Source organism: Candidatus Bathyarchaeota archaeon (assembly GCA_018396705.1).
Lineage (GTDB): Archaea > Thermoproteota > Bathyarchaeia > Bathyarchaeales > Bathycorpusculaceae > DRVP01.
In genome coordinates, this window is the sequence record JAGTQZ010000001.1 from 113,286 (window position 1) to 130,206 (window position 16,921).

Genomic DNA, 16,921 nt, shown 5'->3' on the forward strand with positions numbered 1-16,921 from the left:
AATAGAAGCCTTGAAAACAATAACCATAAGAATTTTGACTGAGGTAAGTGGAGGCAAACACGTTATTTTTCTGCAAAGACTCTTGCAACTTTTTGTAGTTCTTTTGTTATGGATAATAGGAATTTCACTCTTTTTTCAATACTTGCCCTGTATGAGTTGATCATTGCTTTTAATCCAGCCATTATATCACCCATTATTGAGACAAGTAGTTCACGGTTGTTTTGCTCCTTCAAGTTAAGCAACTCTACCTCAGCACTTTCGTAAACCAGCACCAGCTGTCCGTCCGGGTAGAGATACGCCTTGTTCAATTTTTTATCGTGAATTTTTGGAAGCGAGGACTGCCATATTTCTATGGACTTATTGAATTTCCTTAAAATTGCTAATAATGTGTTAAAGAATTCAGTGATGATGCTTTCTTCCTCTTTTAGAATTTCAGATATTTGGCCAGCATTTTCCTGTATTTCTCTTGAGAAGTCTAAGGCTTCGTCGTTTGATTTTCCACTTTCGATGGTCGAATCTATTGTAACTGGGGGTTCGCTACTTTCAACTGTTAATGGGTTTTCTTCTCCATTCAATAAAGACACCGTTAGGCTATGTACACTATTCTAATGACGGTGTTGGGTATGTTATAAAACATAGTCTGTTAGGATGTATTACGCACAGTGGGCGTATGCTGTGTATTTGTTGGGCTGAAGATTCAATCTTATATATTGAGACACAATATTTTTATCATCGCCCTCCAACATAATCTTAGAGCGGGGGAGATCAATGGTAGGCGAACAAAAACTTGGATATGCAACCGACGCATTCAAGGCAAGCAGAGAATACAGTGTAAAGACAGAATCCGTATCCCTCAAACGGGGGAATTCAAAAGTAACAGTAAGCGTAACAAGAAGGCGTCAAATGTCAGAGTCGCCCTTGTACCACAAATATGACATAGCAAAATACGATCTCCACCCGGGATACGTGTTTCCAGATTTTCTACAGGACTTAATTCCAAAAGGCACCCCTGAATACGTTGATAGCGGTCAAAGATATGTAGAAAGAATAGTTCGCGCCCTTTACTACTTTAAGCAGTGTGCTTTAATCGGACCTTCTGGAACTGGGAAAACACACATAACATATCTTGTCGCTGAATTAACGGGACTGCCCATATGGGAGGTGAACTGTGGACTACAGACGTCTTCCTACGACCTTATTGGAAGGTTCATTGGTTTAGGAAAAGAAAACTGGGTTGACGGCCCGGTGACGTCCTGGCTTAGGTACGGCGGCCTATTATACCTTGACGAAGCCAACATGATGAAGCAAGATGTAGCCACAAGACTCAACCCTGTGCTTGACACGCGAGGCCATTTAGTGTTAAATGAAAAAGACAACGAAATAGTTGTTAGGCATCCCTACGCCTACCTAATAATCAGCATGAACCCCTTCTCCGCCGAGTTCGCCGGGACAAAGCCTCTAAACGCTGCCTTCAGAAGACGAATGAGCGTCTGGATAAACTTTGATTACGAAAGCGTCGGAGACAGAATCTCCCAAAAAGAGGTTGAACTTTTAATAAAAAGATCTCAAATCGACGAAGACACAGCCTACAAGATCATTAGGGTCGGCGCTGAAATGCGGAGACAATATAAGGCTGGAGATCTGCCCTACGGGCCTTCCATAGGCGACCTAATTCATTGGGCAGTCCTAATAAAAGATGGTTCAGACCCTCTAACCGCAGCTGAAGAAACCATAGTCGCATTAACCAGCGACAGCGCCGAAGTGCAAGCGGACGTCAGAAGACTGATAGAAGCAGTTTTCAAGTCTTAAATTTCTGAAAAGCGGTGAAACCGCACTTGGGTTTCCAAGAATATGCATGGTCCCTCTTTTCTGAAAAAGACCTCCTAAAAACAAAGATTTTGGTCACTTCTAGATATCAATGTCCCCAACTTATTCGTAGAAATGACGAACTTGATGTGATGCTTCCAGAACCAAAAATTGCAGTGAACGCCGATGGAGAAGAAACAATTCATTTTGCTGGTTACATTTTTCCTTCTGATAACCTCGGTAAGAAACAGCTGGTAAGTCTTTTCAGAGCCTCTGTTTTCCATATGAGTGCCCACGTCCTTTCATTAAACTTCAAGGATTACGAGGAATGGAACAGCAACAAAGACCCTCGTATTATAGGGTTCGTAATCTCTCTCATTGAGGACATAGTAGCCAACGCGTATATCTCGACATGGTATCCAGACAAGCTTATTGACTTAGCCTTGGCAAACGCTTTAGCCTTAAAGAGGATACGAGCCATAAAGAGTATACATAATCCGGCTACGAAACTCATGGTTGCCCTACTCACTGAGGTGCATATGGGTGGTTTGGAAAAATTTAAAGACGTCATACCGACAACTCTCCTAAGCGCTCTGAAAGAGTTTAAAGAAAAAACGTTGCTATCATTTACTGATGAAAGTTTGAAGTTGAAAGATGAAAAACTTAGGATAGCTGACCAGATTTATTCAACCGTGGAAAACAGCGGTCCAATAGTAGAAACACCAAGCCTCCCACACACTGAAAAACTTGAAAAAACTTTTGATCTTCCACAGCTTCCAATAATTAATTCTGACATTTTTCTTGATGGCGATTTTAAAAAATGTTTAGAGTTTTTAGGTGGAAGTTTCCCCGTTAACAATCTAGACGATGCGTGGAAAAAAGTTGTTGAAAACGAGGCCATCCAAGTTTATGAGTCTTATAAGCGTCAAAAAGAAAAAAATGAGAAAATACTTTCCCGTTATCAAAATTTAATCGTCTCAACCCATTTCAAGTCCGTAGAATTTCCAGAAAAAGATTACACGGAGTATCTGAGGATTAAGGCTAGATGCAAAAGTGAAGCACATAGACTTATCGAGAGCCTTCTGGTGGCAAGAGACGCAATAGACGAAGATCCTAGAAAAATGTATGGCGTCTTAGATTTGCAGGATGTAATCCAAGTTATTGCAAGCAAAAGCCCAAGAATGGACGTTTTCCTGTTAGATGAAAACATAAGCAAAAGCTATTCATGGATTATACTTTTAGATGCAAGTAAGAGCATGGAGATCGTAAAAGACTTCGCACTTGAACTGTTTCTCATACTCGGGGAAGCAGCCAACGAGTTACTACTCGACCCACACTCATGGGCAATGTATGCCTTTAACGATCGTTTTTATGTAATAAAGGATATGAAAGAACGCTACAATGTTGATGTCAAATCGCGCATAGGTGGATTACAATTCGACGGTTTATCATACATGCCTGATGCGTTAAATTTAGCAGGAGAAATAATCAAAACCAGAAACGAAAATCTAAGACTTATTACGGTAATTTCAGATGGATGGCCATACGGATACCAAAACATAGACACAGCTTTATCCGAAACCGTTAATGCACTACAAAGTAAACGGATTGATATTGTTGGAATAGGGGCTCAAGCGCAGAGAATGAGATTTCTCTTTCGCAATCACTCAATTGTTTTTACTCACCGTGATTTAACAAAGAAGTTTGCGGATATCTACATGGAGTTGAGTAGAATCGCGATTGAAACATGAAAATTCCCAAAAAGATTTTGAGTCGCTGAAGAAGAAAATTCATTTAAACAACGGCTTCCTCTTCACTGCATTAGGCATGCTGTTGCTCCAATAATAGAAACGTCGCAAGGTCTATGACTCCGGTAATCGCACAATCTTAACTGGTGTGGGACGAAATGAGCTTTGGGCATGAAAATCAAGGAGCATGGCGGTGCAACAATAGCCAAGACAAAAGCCCATGTACCGCATTTAGAATACCAGATCGACAATAGAAGAATGCATAGAAGAACTACTACTTGCCTAAAATGATGTAGATTGAAGCCTCGGGCGGGCTTCGATCCCGCGACCTACGGCTTACGAGGCCGTTGCTCTACCAGGCTGAGCTACCGAGGCACTTTTTGGGATACGCTAATTATTAAGGTATTTGAATTTAGCTGACTTTTAAGATGTTCGGAAGAAAATGGCGCGATCAAAAGTTTTTTCGATAATAATATTTCGTTGGGGTTTCTGGTTGTGTAGCAACGTATTCCAGCTTTGGCAGGTTTTTCGCAGAATGTTTAAGAGTTTCTTATGCTTTGCTATCAACAGGGACGAAGGTGTCTGAATTTTGCAAAAGTTGGGGGATATAGGTGAAAGAAAGGCTATAGCCCTCATTCTGAGACATTTGGAAAATATGCCGCAAGCGTCCATCCCCTTTGGCGATGACGTTTCAGCTGTCCTATTAGGCGATGAGCTTTTTGTTTTTAAGACCGATATGTTGGTCGGCGAGACGGATGTGCCCGAACGTATGAGTTTGTGGCAAGCAGCCCGTAAAGCTATTGTGATGAATGTGAGTGATTTTGCCGCTAAAGGTGCTAGGCCTCTTGTAGCCCTCGTGTCTTTAGGGTTGCCCTTCACGATGACTCGAAAAGGGCTTGAGGAAATTGCGAAGGGCTTAAACGCCGGAGTTCGTGAATATGGCGCATATATTGTCGGAGGCGATACTAACGAGGCTTCAGATTTAGTGATAAGTGTTTCAATGTTTGGTGTGGCTGAAAAAAGGTCGTTGATGTTGCGGAGCGGGGCCAAACCGGGCGACTTGGTGGCTGTCACGGGCTTTTTCGGGAGAGCCTCCGCTGGCTTAAAAATTCTTTTGGAAAAATTTGAAGCGCCTAAAAGCATACGTGATCCGCTTGTTGAAGCAGTTTTGATGCCTAAAGCCCGTTTAAAAGAAGGCTTAGCCTTAAACGCGAGCGGTGCAGTCACCGCGTCTATTGATTCAAGCGATGGGCTTGCATGGAGTCTTCATGAAATTGCAAAGGCTAGCGGTGTAGGTTTCTTCATTGACAATGTTCCGGTAGCTGCCGAAGCGGTGGAATTTGCTGAGTTAAATGGTTTAGATCCCTTAGAGCTCGCCCTTTACGGCGGCGAGGAATACGAGCTTGTTTTAACTATAAACCCGAAGCTTTGGAGCACGGCGGAAGAGGCCGTTAAAGGGGTGGGTGGAACCCTAATCAAGATCGGCAGGGTTACAGCCCAAAAAAAGTTGTTTTTAAATGTTGAAGGCGAAAAACGCGTCATAAAGCCTAAAGGCTGGGAACATTTCCGAAGGCATCAGAAATGAGCCACGCGCTCGAATATAAGACGGTTCTGGAATCTACATTCTGCGACAAACTTGGAAACGACAAAGTCAAGTGCACTCTTTGTGAAAGGAGATGTGAACTTTCTGACGGCCAGCTGGGCTTCTGTAAGACTAGGAGAAATATTTGCGGCAAACTTTACACGCTTGTTTATGGGGATATAAGTGCCATTGAAAGTCGCCCCATAGAGATAAAGCCTTTCTTCCATTATTGGCCCGGCTCAACAGCGTTGACTTTTTCCACGTGGTCATGTAATTTTGACTGTGTTTGGTGTCAGAATTTTCATTTGTCAAAGGCTAGCCCGAAGCCCGAAAGGGCACGTTACTATCCACCGGAAACGGTTGTAAGGCTAGCTCTTAAAGGTGGAGACGCCGGGTTATGTGCAAGTTTCCAAGAACCTACTCTTCTAGCTGACTGGGTTATCAAAACGTTTAGCATTGGCAAACGTATGGGAATTAAATACTGCTGTTTTGTCTCGAACGGTTACATGACTCTAGAAGCGTTAAAAGTGCTTCGTGATGCGGGACTGGACGGACTTAAAATTGACGTAAAAGGTGATCAAGAAACTTATACGAGATACTGTGGCGGAGTTGACGTTGAAAAAGTTTGGAGAAATGCAAGGGAAGCTAAACGTTTAGGCTTGCACGTTGAAATCGTGAACCTTGTGGTTAGCGGTGTTAACGACGATGAAAGCACATTAAGATGGATTATCGAAAAGCACTTAGAAAATGTTGGGCCAGAAACCCCGCTTCATTTTACCCGCTATTTCCCATCATATAAATTTTACAACCCACCAACGAAAATTGAAATTTTGGAGAAAGCCTACACGATGGCGAAAAAATTTGGGGTTTTATATCCTTACATTGGAAATGTAATGGGACACCCCTACGAAAACACTTACTGCCCCGATTGTAGAAAAATGCTCATAAAACGCTACGGCTACCATGTTTTAGAGTACTACGTAACCGCCGAAAATAAGTGTCCAAAATGCGGAGCTGAAATTCCAATAACCGGAAAATACTTGGGTAAGCGATCTTAAAACTATATCCTTTTATTTTTCAAGGTCTCTTTAAGCCCAAAAAAGGTGGCGGCTCCAATTCCTCTGCCAACAGCGGAAACCAGATAAGCTATTTGTAAACCTAAAACCAAGCCGTATAGCCCAACCGTTAAATCCGACAGGTAGCCGCCCAAAAGGGAACCAAAGACTGTAACAACGCCTATTATGAAGTTGTAAAAAGCTGTGAAGCTTCCTCGGTTCTTTTCCGGTGTAACATCAAGCAAGTAAGTTGTTACGGATGCTTGCTCAAAGGCGGCAACGGCTCCCCAGTAAGCTCCTATGGCAATTAAGATGTAAATGTTTGGCGAAAATGCGTAAGCTAGCGGAACAGTGACATAGCTAAATCTAACAAACAGTAGCAAGGGCTTTCTGCCAACAGTGTCTGCAAGCTTTCCAGCCCATCTTGCAAACATTATTGTGAATATTCCTTGCACCACCGAGAGCATAGCTATTTCCAGCATTGAAGCACCCAAAACTCTGACTTGGGTTATGGCGAAAAGGGGCCATGCAATTGACATGAAAAAGTTGTAGGTTGCACTGCACATACAATATCTTATAAAGTCTGGAGATTTTCCTGTAAGTTTCACTACGGCGATTAAGTCTGCGGTGAAAGAAATTTTTGTCTCGTTGTTTCGGTTTTTCTCTCTGACTTTAAGCATTATGATGGAAGATACCAATCCGCACGTCGTGGCAACTATAACTGGAATCACTAATTGTCCTCGCATGGTTCCGCCAAGAGTTGCCATTATAAAGCCAGAAGCAAATGTGGCTGTTAGGCTACCTATAGAAGCCCACATGTTTATAGTGGCATTAACCCTTCCAAGACTATGTTGAGGTACCAAATCTCCTATTAAGGCTGTCCAGGCTGGTGTAGCCATCGAAGCCAAAAGCGCTTGTAAAGCAATCAACAACACCAGCTGGCTTGCAGAATTTAAAATCGGCAGATAAATCCAGAGTAAAGCTCCAATTAAACCGCCGAAAACGATAAATGGGATTCTTCGTCCAAGCCTGTCACTTAGTTCTCCCCAGAAAAACTGCACTATGTTGTTTGAAAAATTGCTGACTGACTGAAGCCAACCCATCTCAGAGGAAGATGCTCCCAACTCCTTGACGGCGTAGGGTCCAACAAATGGGCTTATCATGCCTGCTCCAAGAGAGTTCGCTACTGAACGAACATAAACAACCTTCAAACTATCCGAATCCGCAATTGATTTGTTATGTTTTCCCATTAAGGTCTAAATTCTGTAAAGGGTTCTACCTCATGGATCTAAGAGAATCTTAAAAGTTAAACGGTTAATTCGAGGCTTCTAAATCATTAAGCGTTGAAGTAAAATTGCTGGTTTGAATGTTGATTTTCCATTTTTTATGTGGAAAATTTATATGAATAATTTCTTGATTCTATTTCAATCTCATTTCAAGGTTTGAAATTTTGGGCGAGAAGGTTATTTTCCAGTTTTCTTCCGCTTACTTTTTCGGATGATGGTGACGGTTGATTCTTCATCTATCCGTCTTATTTGAGCATTTGGATATAGGCGTTCAATGTCTCTCCTAACTTTTGCCGAATCCACTTTTCCATAAGTTTTGACGTCGATTATCGGGTTACCCTCCTCATCGTAGATCAGTGAAATGGAGTATCCAGCACCTATTTCGACCTTTGCTGGTTCCAAGATGAAGCCACAATCATCTGTGAGACTTACCTCAGCGTAGCTTGGGTTTTCACGTTTCTGTTTTCTCTCTGGCATACTAATTCACTGTCTAAAAGAAAAGAGGGAAGACTTTTAAAGGATTGCTGTCTTACAATAAAGATTGATTTTACACGCTAAGCCTAGTGTACCAGCAGTCTTTCCTCATACTTTCTCAAGTATTCGGCGGCTTCACCTACGTCCATGAATAGGTCGTCAACCCGTTGGACATCTTCAACTGTAACTTTGTCTCTATTGACTGATTTCGCATTTTGAGCTGCAAGGCTTAAAAGTTGTACAGCATACCTCATGGAACTTTTTGCTCCGACCTCAGCAAGCTTTTCCAGTGCATCTTTCTCCACCTTAATTTTTTCTTCTGCAGCGCGGATTCTGAGGATTTCCTTTATGCTTTCCAAGTCATAGGGCTGGGTTGCAATGATGACTGCACGGTCTATGAGGTCCACTGGGAACCCTAACGGGCTTCTTATGTCTGTTCCACGGATCCGCGCTACACCACGGTTTGTTGCGAGGATTATTATTGGCACGAGCTCGCTTTCCATGGCTCTTCCAAGAAAGCTGAAGGCCTCCAAATCTAAGAGATGGGCATCATCTATGAAGAGTACGCCGGGATGAATGAAGGCCTTACCGCTGTCCACCCACTCCTTCACTTGTTGATCGACGGCCATCCGCACTTCAGTGTCTATTTCCCTAGATTCAGAGCCTCCGAAGAACAGTGAGAAAAGTCCGCCTGAACGTTGCTTTGCATTTAACTCATCTAAATCAGCTAGTGTCAACATGTAAACAAACTCTTTCTCCTTCAAGACTTTGCCGTTTGGACGTGGCACCTTTCGTCTAGTGTCCACGTCGTAGGTTTTACCCTTCTGGCTTTCCAGGCAAAGTCCGAGGTTGACAACCCTGCCGGTTTCAGCGTCTATTTGGATGACATGGCCTTCAGATATGCCTTCGGCAATCACCTGCTGAGCTATAGAGGCGCCGGCTTCAATGGTTTTCTCTTCTTCCTTTGTCTTTAACGTCAGCCTTACGCTTTCTGGAATTTTCTGGTATGGATTATATGGATGCGGTGCTGTTCGAATGTCCACCATGGTAACTTCGCCTTCGTAAACTTTTCGCATTTCATGGATTTCAACGCCTATGCATTTTCTTATGGCTTCTATGAGGACCTCGGTTTTCTTACGTTCAGTGCTGTAAATTTCGCTGCCGCTCATCTGAATGAATGGAACATTCTCACCAAGCTCCTTAGAAATAGCCACGGCGATAGCGGTTTTTCCAGTGCCGGGCGGTCCAGCTAAAATTATACATTTTCCGCTGAGTTTCCCTTCTTTAATCATTTTTACGACGAGACCAGCGGCTTCTCTAGCTTTTTCCTGTCCAACCATTCCGTCCTTTATTTTCACAGCTTTCAAGTTTTCGTCTAGACCTAAGCCCTTAATATGGGTGTGAGCACCGATCCGTTCGAACTTTGACACCGTGGTTGTTGGTAACTCCCTGATAGCTGCCATTTAAATTCACCTCCAAATTAACAGGAGTTTAAAATGGTGGATGACAGCAAGTTTAAACCGAAATGCACAAAAATAAAAATTTAGCGCTTAACTAACTCAAGTTTTTAAGTTTGCCAAAAAGTAAATATGTGGAACGAGTACGATTGCATGATAGAGTACACCTGGAGTGTTACTGAAGTGCCGTCCGCTTCACAGCCGCCGCCCTCGGGAATCGTTCCACTGGGACCCTATGTAAGGAGGTTTTCTTTCTCTCAAAGGCTTTTTAAAGTCTTGTTTTCGCCGAAGGGATGCATGGAGGATGTGGCTTTGACTCCCTCTATCGGAGAAGTTTTTGGAATACTAGCCATCTAGATGTTTGTTGCGGCTGTTGTCACAGCTCTTGCTTATTCAAAGATTCAGTTTGTAGGACGGCCTTCTGGAGCTTTGTTTCCTACTTTCTGGGCTATTCTAATTTTTGTGATGGTGATAGCGGTTGTTTTTATGTACGGGATACTTGTTGTCATCTGGTTTATAGAGTCAGTAATAGTAAAATTTGCCTGCGGTAAGGGTAGCGGTTGGGATTTAAAACCTGCAGCCTCAATAACTGGATACACCTTTTTGGTTGACATAATTTTGGTATTAGTTACCGCTGTTGCCTTCTGGTTTTTAATTCCTCCAGTAACAATCAACATTGCAGACTTAAAGTCAGCACAGCAAGCCGTGACCATCTTTAGGGCACAACTTGATTGGTTTTGGCTTTGTTGCCTACCTGTTTCCCTATTAGGAATTGCTTGGAAATCTTATCTTGGAAGTTTGGGAGCCTATTTCGGGACTGGAGGCAAATGCTCACGAAAGTGGGGTTTCATGGTTTTCTTCTGCATAGGCTTTATTGGATTGCTCATCTCGTTTATAGCGTACGCCTTATGGTAAACTCGAGGCAACTTCTTTTCTGTCGAGAATATAGTTTAGGATGGCGATACATGTAGCCGCCAAGTAGGGTTTTTTCCCAATGGAAACTTTTTCTCCATAACGCAGTGCATAGGCCTCAACTTTTTTGGGCAGACCCACATGGTCTCCGAGGACGAAGATGGGGTTTTCGCCTATGTTGATTTCGCCTATATCTTTGCCGCACTCCTCTAGGACGTAAATTTTGGCTTTTTGGGCTTTCTCCCTTAAAAGGGCTTCAAAGCTAAGCTTTTCTGTGGAAACTCCCGGGTGAGTTTTACCTGCTAAAGCCTTCTTTAAAATGCTTGTCCACGTTTGCTGGTCTGTTCTTACATCGTGAAGCGTTGCTCCATCCACTTTTAAATGTACTGGTGGTGATGGTGGACCATTAAGCACTGCATGGAAGATCACGTCTTTGCGGATGGCATGTGAAAGGAATAGACTTGCAACTGCGCACTCATAAACTATGTCTAGGCGTCCAGCGTCGTGGAGGTTCGTCCACTTAGCGTCTGTCCGCCCCAGCCGAGAGTATAGGATGAATTCCCGCACTTTAGCTTGTTCTCCATTTAAGCCCTATTAGACCTTCCTTATTTCAAGGATTTCTTGATAAAGCTCTTTTAGGATTTCGTTGTAGTCGGCTTCGCCCCGCTCTACAAGATCCATCAGCGACTCAAGGCGACGTGTCGTCTCCTCGGAGGTGTATTCCCCAAAGTTCTGGTAAATGTACATGTAAATCCTAAAGCCTAACGGTGTGCTGACGAGCCTATTTCTCCGCTCAATAGCGTAGTTTCTTTCAAGGATTGTGGAAACAATCTTTGCATAGGTGCTTGGTCTGCCTATGCCCTTCTCTCGCATTAGGGCTATTATTTCGCCCTGGGTGAAGGGCCTCGCCGCTGGCAGATTCAGAATCCTTGCAAGTTTAATTGGGTATTCGCCTTCCTCCGCTGAGGTTACGGTTTTCACCGGCAATACTACATTGAAGCCTTCAGACACCACGCTTACCGGGTTTTCCACGCAGGCTTCGTTTCCATCCACCAGAATCCTAAATTTCTGGTAAAGAAGCTTAGCCTCCCTCATTTGGCTTGCAATAAACCGCTTGAATATTAGGTCGTAGAGCTGGAAGTGGTCCAGCGTTAGCTTTTTCGGAAAACGTAAAAGCCCAAGGGATGTTAGGTTTTTCAGCCTCTCCACGTCGATGGCTCTTGTCGGTCTTATGCATTCATGGGCGCCTTCCATGGCGTATCTGCGGGGAACGAAAAGCGACGGATACCTTTCTTGAACGTATTCTTTTGCTATGCCTATGCCAACCGTGGAGACTGTTGTGGCATCGGTTCTATGATACGTGCATAGACCCACCTCAAACAAGTCCTGGGCTATCATCATGGTTTTGGTGACTGGAAAGCCTAGTCTTGCTGACGCGTCACGGAGCAATATGTCCGTGGTGTAGGGTGGAGGCGGATGTAGTGTGCGCTCTTCAGTTGTTAAGTCAACTATTCTGGCTTTAAGGTTTTTCAGTTGTTCCTCAAGGTTTTGGGGTGGAAACGGCAATTTTGGATTTTCGATGGAAACTTTTAAGCCGTTTGAAAGCACAGCTGATAAAACTCGCTTTTTCTTTCTCGACTCGTTTATTCGCTCTATTATCCAGCCCAAGACTGGTGTTTGCACCCTTCCAGCGGATAGCCTATAGTTTCGGAAGCGGTGCCAGAGTTTTTGGCTAAGCTCGAATCCTATCCATCGGTCTTCTATGCGACGGACAAGCTGGGCTTCTACCATTTTTAGGTTAATTTCACGCCTCTCCTTTATGGCTTGGAGAAACGCCTTCTTGGTTATTTCGTGAAACTCCAGCCTTTCAATGCGCTTGTTCATGGGATGAAGCGAGCAGTAAACATCGTAGGCTATCTTTTCCCCCTCAATGTCCGGGTCCGTGGCGACAAAGACACAGTTGACTTCGAGGGCTATTTTCCTCATAGCCTTAACAAGCTCTTTCTTGGAATAGTACTCTTGGCTCTTGCATTTTGGGCAAAAATCAAGCCCTGTGAATTGTTCACCGCACTTCCGACATTTCTTGATGAAGTCGTATATGGGCGTGAAGCGTCCATCCTCCACCTTGACGCCGTGGAAGCCCTCGTTCAAGACGAGGTCATAAATGTGTCCCATGCTTGCCACAATGTTGAGCACAAACTCGCCAGCGCTAACCTCGAAAACCGTTATGTTTTCAATCTTCCTCCTGAAGGGTTTTCCGAAGAATCTCGAAATAGTCCTCGCCTTCGTTGGAGATTCGACGACAAGCAGCGCCGTCTTAATGTAGTCCCTAAGCCTCTTTGAAATTTTGCCCTCCCTAATGTCCCGAATAGTTCGGCGGTCCTCATCTATACCCCTAAACCATCTCTCAACAGCCTTCAAGCTGAACTTGATCGGCGAAAACTCGCCAAGCATGAACTCCAACTGTTTCTTAAGGGCGTAAAACGCCTTTTCGTCGTCCACCAAAATGAAACTTGCACCCCTAGTTATGCCGCCCGCAAACATTCTTGAGGCTCTTCCAGAAGCCTGAACATAAGCCACCGGATCAGCCACCACCAAAAAGAATTCGCCGTCCCTCTGTTTGAGGGAGACCTCCCTGCTCCGGGATATGGCTTCAACAACCTTGGGGGTTAGCGCCTCCTTAAGGAAGTTTCTCGCCTCTAGAACAACCCTTCTAACATATTCGTCGAAGCCCTCCAATGCGAAGCCCTTTTCCAAGGCTTCTCTAATATTCTCCACGGTTTGCCTATTTACTGGCACAACCCTTCGAAGGGCGTTTATCACTTGACTAGTCCTATCCTGCATGTTTGCCTCGAGAAACTCTCTCACATTTTTGAGAAGCGTCAAAAGCTTGACCGGGTTGTATTCGTCCCAGCTAAGTCGGATCTCGGTTCTCGGAACACCAGCGAAGATCACATAGCGAATTCTCTCCGGAAGATCTATGCCCCTCGCTAGGGGGCTTCTGTAGCTGGCAACTCCCACGAGAACCTCGTATTCGCCGTTCTGGAACCGCTCAAGCATCTCCTCATCCATCTTCATGTAGGCATAAGCCCTAACGCCGTTAGCGTTTAAGAAGGCGCTGAGCCTAGCCACGTATTCCCTCCCCAAAACGGATGGGACAAAAATGAGGCAGCCTCCGCCGAACCTCTGGATAAGCGACAGAACCTGCTGCTCCAGGCTGGCTTCCACCGTCAAGTAATAGTCTTTAATGTTTCTGAGAAAATCGGGTTTGAAGCCTATTTGGAAGTTTAGGAGCTCCTCAAAGAGCTTTATACGCTTGGTTCTTCTGGCTTTGACGGTTGCTCCGGAAACCACAAGCAAGCCTATCTTGTTTTTACGCTTGTACTCCTCAATTCGGCTTCGAAGCTTATCCACCTCGCTGAGAACATGCTCTGGAGACTTCCCCATCCTCTTCAGACGGCTTGCCTCCCTCCGCAACTCGATTATCCGAAAGGCTGAGGCGATTATTTCATCGCTGAAGCCCAAAAGCTTCATGACCTTGTCTATGTTTTTTGGAGACTTGAGGAATGGATCCACATCGTCCACAAAGATGAAGTCGAAGGCTTTATCTCCAACAATTTCAAAATGATTAATCAAAAACCTCTCAGTTGTAACGAGAATGTCGAATTCGCCTTTCGCCGCCTTTTCTAGTGCTTCCCGCCTTTCAGAGTCGCTCATGCCAGCATGATAATAAACTGTTTTAGGATTGACGCCAAGTCGCTCTGAAAAAACACCCAACCTCTCCACGACTTGCTGAACAAGAAGAGCCGTGGGCACGATAACGTAGCTTTTCTTGCCCTTAACCGCAAAATATAAGGCTGAAACTGTCCCCAAAACCGTTTTTCCAACACCGGTAGGCGCCACAATCGAGAAGTTGCTATTCAAAAGGATTCTTCTAGCCCAAGTCTCCTGAAGAGACCACATCCTCTGCCCGACGGCCCTCTTAAAAAACAGCGAGAACTCCCTAAGCCCTTGATGAAATAGGATGATTTCTTCAGCAAAATAGAGCCGCCCGCCCTTCCTCAAAACCTTAAGCAACTGTTCCCAGCCTCTTATCGCTTCAACCTCCTCAACACATTTTTCGCAGACGCCAACCTGTAGAAGCCTATCATCTGATATGATGCCTTCACAGTTCACACATAAACCATGATAAATGCCCCTCATCCTCGACACCAACAATAACGTGAGTTCACATGAGCTTGCCAATACCTTATATGGAAAAATCCTAAAAATTTTTCAGAAGCTTTATTGATAGGACGATGAAGCCTCGGGCGGGCTTTAAACCTCTAGTTCTGGTGCCCTTCTTTTCGGTTTCAAGTTTGTTTTTCATTTTAGGGCACCTACACATATTTTGTGGCATGAAGGCTAAAGGCTTTTCTGGCTTAGCGTTTTCTTAGCGATTCATTGTTGTTGTTTTAATGTTTTGGGCAGAAGAGTTAGTGGTGTCGTGTTTGGCATGTCCAGACGACGCCGATTTAAGGGATTTCCTGTCGGTTTTGAGAGTGAGCTCTCGTAATGTTTATGGTCGAGGGTTGAAGCTTTTTGAGCAGTTTTATGCTGACTATGGGTCTTTGAGAGATTTTCTGGATCGAGTTGAGCGGGATAGGCTTTTGCCTAGGCGTGAAAGGAGGCGCATAGCCACTGAAGTTTTGAATGGTTTTGTGGTTTGGCTTACTAATCGCGGATATGCGCCAAAAACAGTTAGGGTTTATGTTGGGCTGTCCAAAGCCTAGCCAAATATTATGATGTGCCCATAAGTCTGCGTTATGTGCGTCTTCCACCAGCACAGCCAGTATACGAGAAGCATCCCTGGACTTTAGCGGAGATAAGCGAGTTTATAGCCGCCATGGACAAGCCAATGTACAGGAGCATTGCCGCTTCTATCCTTCAAAGCGGATTAAGCCTATCTGACTTGCTAACCCTAACATACGGCGACATCAAAGAAGAGCTTGAAAAAGGAATAACGCCATTATGCCTCGAGTTGACAAGGAAGAAAACTGGCGTTCAGTTCATAACATTTCTCGGAGGCTGGGCTGTCAAGCTTCTTAAGGAACATTTGGCAAACCAAAAACCCGAAAACACATCACCAATCTACAACGTGACCGCCAGAACTGTGTACGCCTATTTCCGTAAGACCGCCCAGAAATACGCAAGTGCGCTTAAGGCCAGAAACCCATACAGTCCCCACTCGTTGAGGGCGGCCTTCCGTACGTTCCTAAGCGACCATAAAGTGGATCCGCTATACATAGAATATTGGATGGGCCACAAACTACCCGAACAGTTACGCGCCTACATAAACAAGAGCAGAGAAAACTGGCGCCAAACATACCACGAACAAGCAGAACCATGGCTAACACCACCACAATACAAAACAATGTCGTTTAGCTACAACTAACGGAAAATTAGTAAGATGTTGGATGCACTCTTATGTATGAAGCTTTGAGCATTTCTGATAAAATTTAAATCTTGCCGTTTGTTTCCATGAGTGCAATAAAGAGCAGGTATAGCGTCCATGTTTCGCGCGTGCTACAAAGCGTACGTGTTGTCGTGGCACTTGGTTAAAGAAGGTGGTTAAAACGCAAGGGGTGAATCATAATTATCGGGTTTAAGGAGGTAAGCATACGATTATTGAGCTGGCCGTTGCCTATGTTTTGATTCTGGCTGTATCATCTATAATTTATTTGCTTGGACGTTTGTTGTCCGCTAAATCTATGCGTAGTGAAAATGGTAAATCTGCTTATGCTTGTGGTGAGAAGGTGAATTTTGATAAATTGAAAGTCAGCGTTTCTCATTATAGATATCTCATATACTTTGTGATTTTGGACTCGTCGGCGCTGTTGACGGCTTTTGCTGCATTGGCTATTCGCATGGCAAATGTTTTGTTCTTCGTAATTTACTTATTCATTGTCATTTTGTCTGGCTTGTTGCTTTTAGATGGAGGCGACCGTTAACGAGAAGAGCCAGCCTTTTAAAATGGGCGAGGCTAAAATCACCTTGGGTTCTTCATTTTAATTCTGGAGCGTGCAACGCTTGCGATATTGAGGTTGTCGCCCTTTTAACGCCTAGATATGATGTTGAACGTTTTGGAATATTGCTTGAACCTTCGCCGAGACATGCCGATGTTCTATTAACCACTGGTGTTGTCACCCGTCAATGTGCGGATAGGTTGAGGCGCATTTATGAGCAGATGCCTGAGCCCAGATTTGTTGTTGCCATAGGTGCGTGTGCTTGTTCGGGCGGAGTGTTTGAAGGAAGTTACAATGTGATTGGCGGCGTTGATAAAGTCATTCCGGTCAATGTTTATATTCCGGGATGTCCACCAAAGCCAGAGGCGATAATTGACGGTATTTTAAAATTGCTTGATTCGCTCAAGGAGGCAAAGCATGTCGATAAACATTGATAAGATTTTGAAAGCCTTAAGCGATGCGCTTAGGGATAGGATACTCCAAACTAAATCTCTGCGTCCCGAAAAAACATGCATCCAAGTTGAGGCTGGAGCCCACAAAGACGCTGTAAAAGTTCTACTCAAACAGGATGGAAATGCAGGTATTTCCGCAATTAC

Annotated in this window: 16 protein-coding genes and 1 tRNA gene; 10 read left to right on the forward strand and 7 right to left on the reverse strand. The window is 44.2% G+C overall.

Going from position 1 to position 16,921, the window contains the following annotated elements; genetic code table 11:
• Positions 1–62: 62 nt before the first annotated feature.
• Positions 63–575, reverse strand: a complete 513-nt coding sequence (locus tag KEJ24_00705) for a hypothetical protein (protein MBS7646348.1) — start codon at positions 573–575, stop codon at positions 63–65.
• A 193-nt stretch (positions 576–768) separates the two neighbouring features.
• Here KEJ24_00705 and KEJ24_00710 point away from each other — a divergent pair, with 193 nt between their 5' ends.
• Together KEJ24_00710 and KEJ24_00715 are read left to right on the forward strand one after the other, a co-directional pair.
• A complete protein-coding gene (locus KEJ24_00710; GenBank protein MBS7646349.1) occupies positions 769–1,809 on the forward strand; it encodes an AAA family ATPase in 1,041 nt (346 codons plus the stop codon).
• A 26-nt stretch (positions 1,810–1,835) separates the two neighbouring features.
• On the forward strand, positions 1,836–3,557 hold the full coding sequence (locus KEJ24_00715) for a VWA domain-containing protein (GenBank protein ID MBS7646350.1): 1,722 nt from the start codon (positions 1,836–1,838) through the stop codon (positions 3,555–3,557).
• A 298-nt stretch (positions 3,558–3,855) separates the two neighbouring features.
• Here the strand turns inward: KEJ24_00715 and KEJ24_00720 are convergent.
• Positions 3,856–3,929, reverse strand: a tRNA-Thr gene (locus KEJ24_00720).
• Between the two features lie 214 nt (positions 3,930–4,143).
• Between KEJ24_00720 and thiL the strand changes: the two genes are divergently transcribed.
• On the forward strand, positions 4,144–5,139 hold the full coding sequence (gene thiL / locus KEJ24_00725) for a thiamine-phosphate kinase (GenBank protein ID MBS7646351.1): 996 nt from the start codon (positions 4,144–4,146) through the stop codon (positions 5,137–5,139).
• Entirely contained in the window at positions 5,136–6,194 is a 1,059-nt protein-coding gene (locus KEJ24_00730) for a radical SAM protein (protein ID MBS7646352.1), read from the forward strand. The genes thiL and KEJ24_00730 overlap by 4 nt, the downstream gene beginning before the upstream one ends.
• A 2-nt stretch (positions 6,195–6,196) precedes the next feature.
• On the opposite strand, the gene KEJ24_00735 is transcribed toward KEJ24_00730, so the two are convergent.
• From KEJ24_00735 to KEJ24_00745, 3 genes are all read right to left on the reverse strand, one after another.
• Positions 6,197–7,402: an MFS transporter gene (locus tag KEJ24_00735; protein ID MBS7646353.1), complete on the reverse strand. Its 1,206-nt coding sequence runs from the start codon at positions 7,400–7,402 to the stop codon at positions 6,197–6,199.
• 252 nt (positions 7,403–7,654) lie between these two features.
• The gene (locus KEJ24_00740) at positions 7,655–7,954 is read right to left on the reverse strand and encodes a hypothetical protein (protein MBS7646354.1); all 300 of its coding nucleotides are present in this window, start codon (positions 7,952–7,954) and stop codon (positions 7,655–7,657) included.
• Positions 7,955–8,037: 83 nt separating this feature from the next.
• Complete coding sequence (locus tag KEJ24_00745; GenBank protein MBS7646355.1) at positions 8,038–9,414, reverse strand: RuvB-like helicase; 1,377 nt, start codon at positions 9,412–9,414, stop codon at positions 8,038–8,040.
• A 147-nt stretch (positions 9,415–9,561) separates the two neighbouring features.
• Between KEJ24_00745 and KEJ24_00750 the strand changes: the two genes are divergently transcribed.
• Positions 9,562–9,765, forward strand: coding sequence for a hypothetical protein (locus KEJ24_00750; GenBank protein ID MBS7646356.1), 204 nt, complete (start codon positions 9,562–9,564; stop codon positions 9,763–9,765).
• On the forward strand, positions 9,766–10,323 hold the full coding sequence (locus tag KEJ24_00755) for a hypothetical protein (GenBank protein MBS7646357.1): 558 nt from the start codon (positions 9,766–9,768) through the stop codon (positions 10,321–10,323).
• Here KEJ24_00755 and KEJ24_00760 read toward each other — a convergent pair.
• Both KEJ24_00760 and rgy read right to left on the reverse strand, forming a co-directional pair.
• The gene (locus tag KEJ24_00760; protein MBS7646358.1) at positions 10,315–10,887 is read right to left on the reverse strand and encodes a tRNA (pseudouridine(54)-N(1))-methyltransferase TrmY; all 573 of its coding nucleotides are present in this window, start codon (positions 10,885–10,887) and stop codon (positions 10,315–10,317) included. The two genes, KEJ24_00755 and KEJ24_00760, sit on opposite strands and share 9 nt — an antisense overlap.
• A 27-nt stretch (positions 10,888–10,914) precedes the next feature.
• Complete coding sequence (gene rgy, locus KEJ24_00765) at positions 10,915–14,523, reverse strand: reverse gyrase (GenBank protein ID MBS7646359.1); 3,609 nt, start codon at positions 14,521–14,523, stop codon at positions 10,915–10,917.
• Positions 14,524–14,801: 278 nt separating this feature from the next.
• On the opposite strand from rgy, the gene KEJ24_00770 reads away from it, so the two are divergent.
• From KEJ24_00770 to KEJ24_00785, 4 genes are all read left to right on the forward strand, one after another.
• On the forward strand, positions 14,802–15,092 hold the full coding sequence (locus KEJ24_00770) for a hypothetical protein (protein MBS7646360.1): 291 nt from the start codon (positions 14,802–14,804) through the stop codon (positions 15,090–15,092).
• 14 nt (positions 15,093–15,106) lie between these two features.
• A complete protein-coding gene (locus tag KEJ24_00775) occupies positions 15,107–15,754 on the forward strand; it encodes a site-specific integrase (protein ID MBS7646361.1) in 648 nt (215 codons plus the stop codon).
• A gap of 301 nt (positions 15,755–16,055) precedes the next feature.
• Positions 16,056–16,310, forward strand: coding sequence for an NADH-quinone oxidoreductase subunit A (gene ndhC / locus KEJ24_00780; protein ID MBS7646362.1), 255 nt, complete (start codon positions 16,056–16,058; stop codon positions 16,308–16,310).
• Positions 16,259–16,759, forward strand: coding sequence for an NADH-quinone oxidoreductase subunit B family protein (locus KEJ24_00785; protein MBS7646363.1), 501 nt, complete (start codon positions 16,259–16,261; stop codon positions 16,757–16,759). Before ndhC ends, KEJ24_00785 begins: the two co-directional genes overlap by 52 nt.
• Positions 16,760–16,921: the final 162 nt, after the last annotated feature.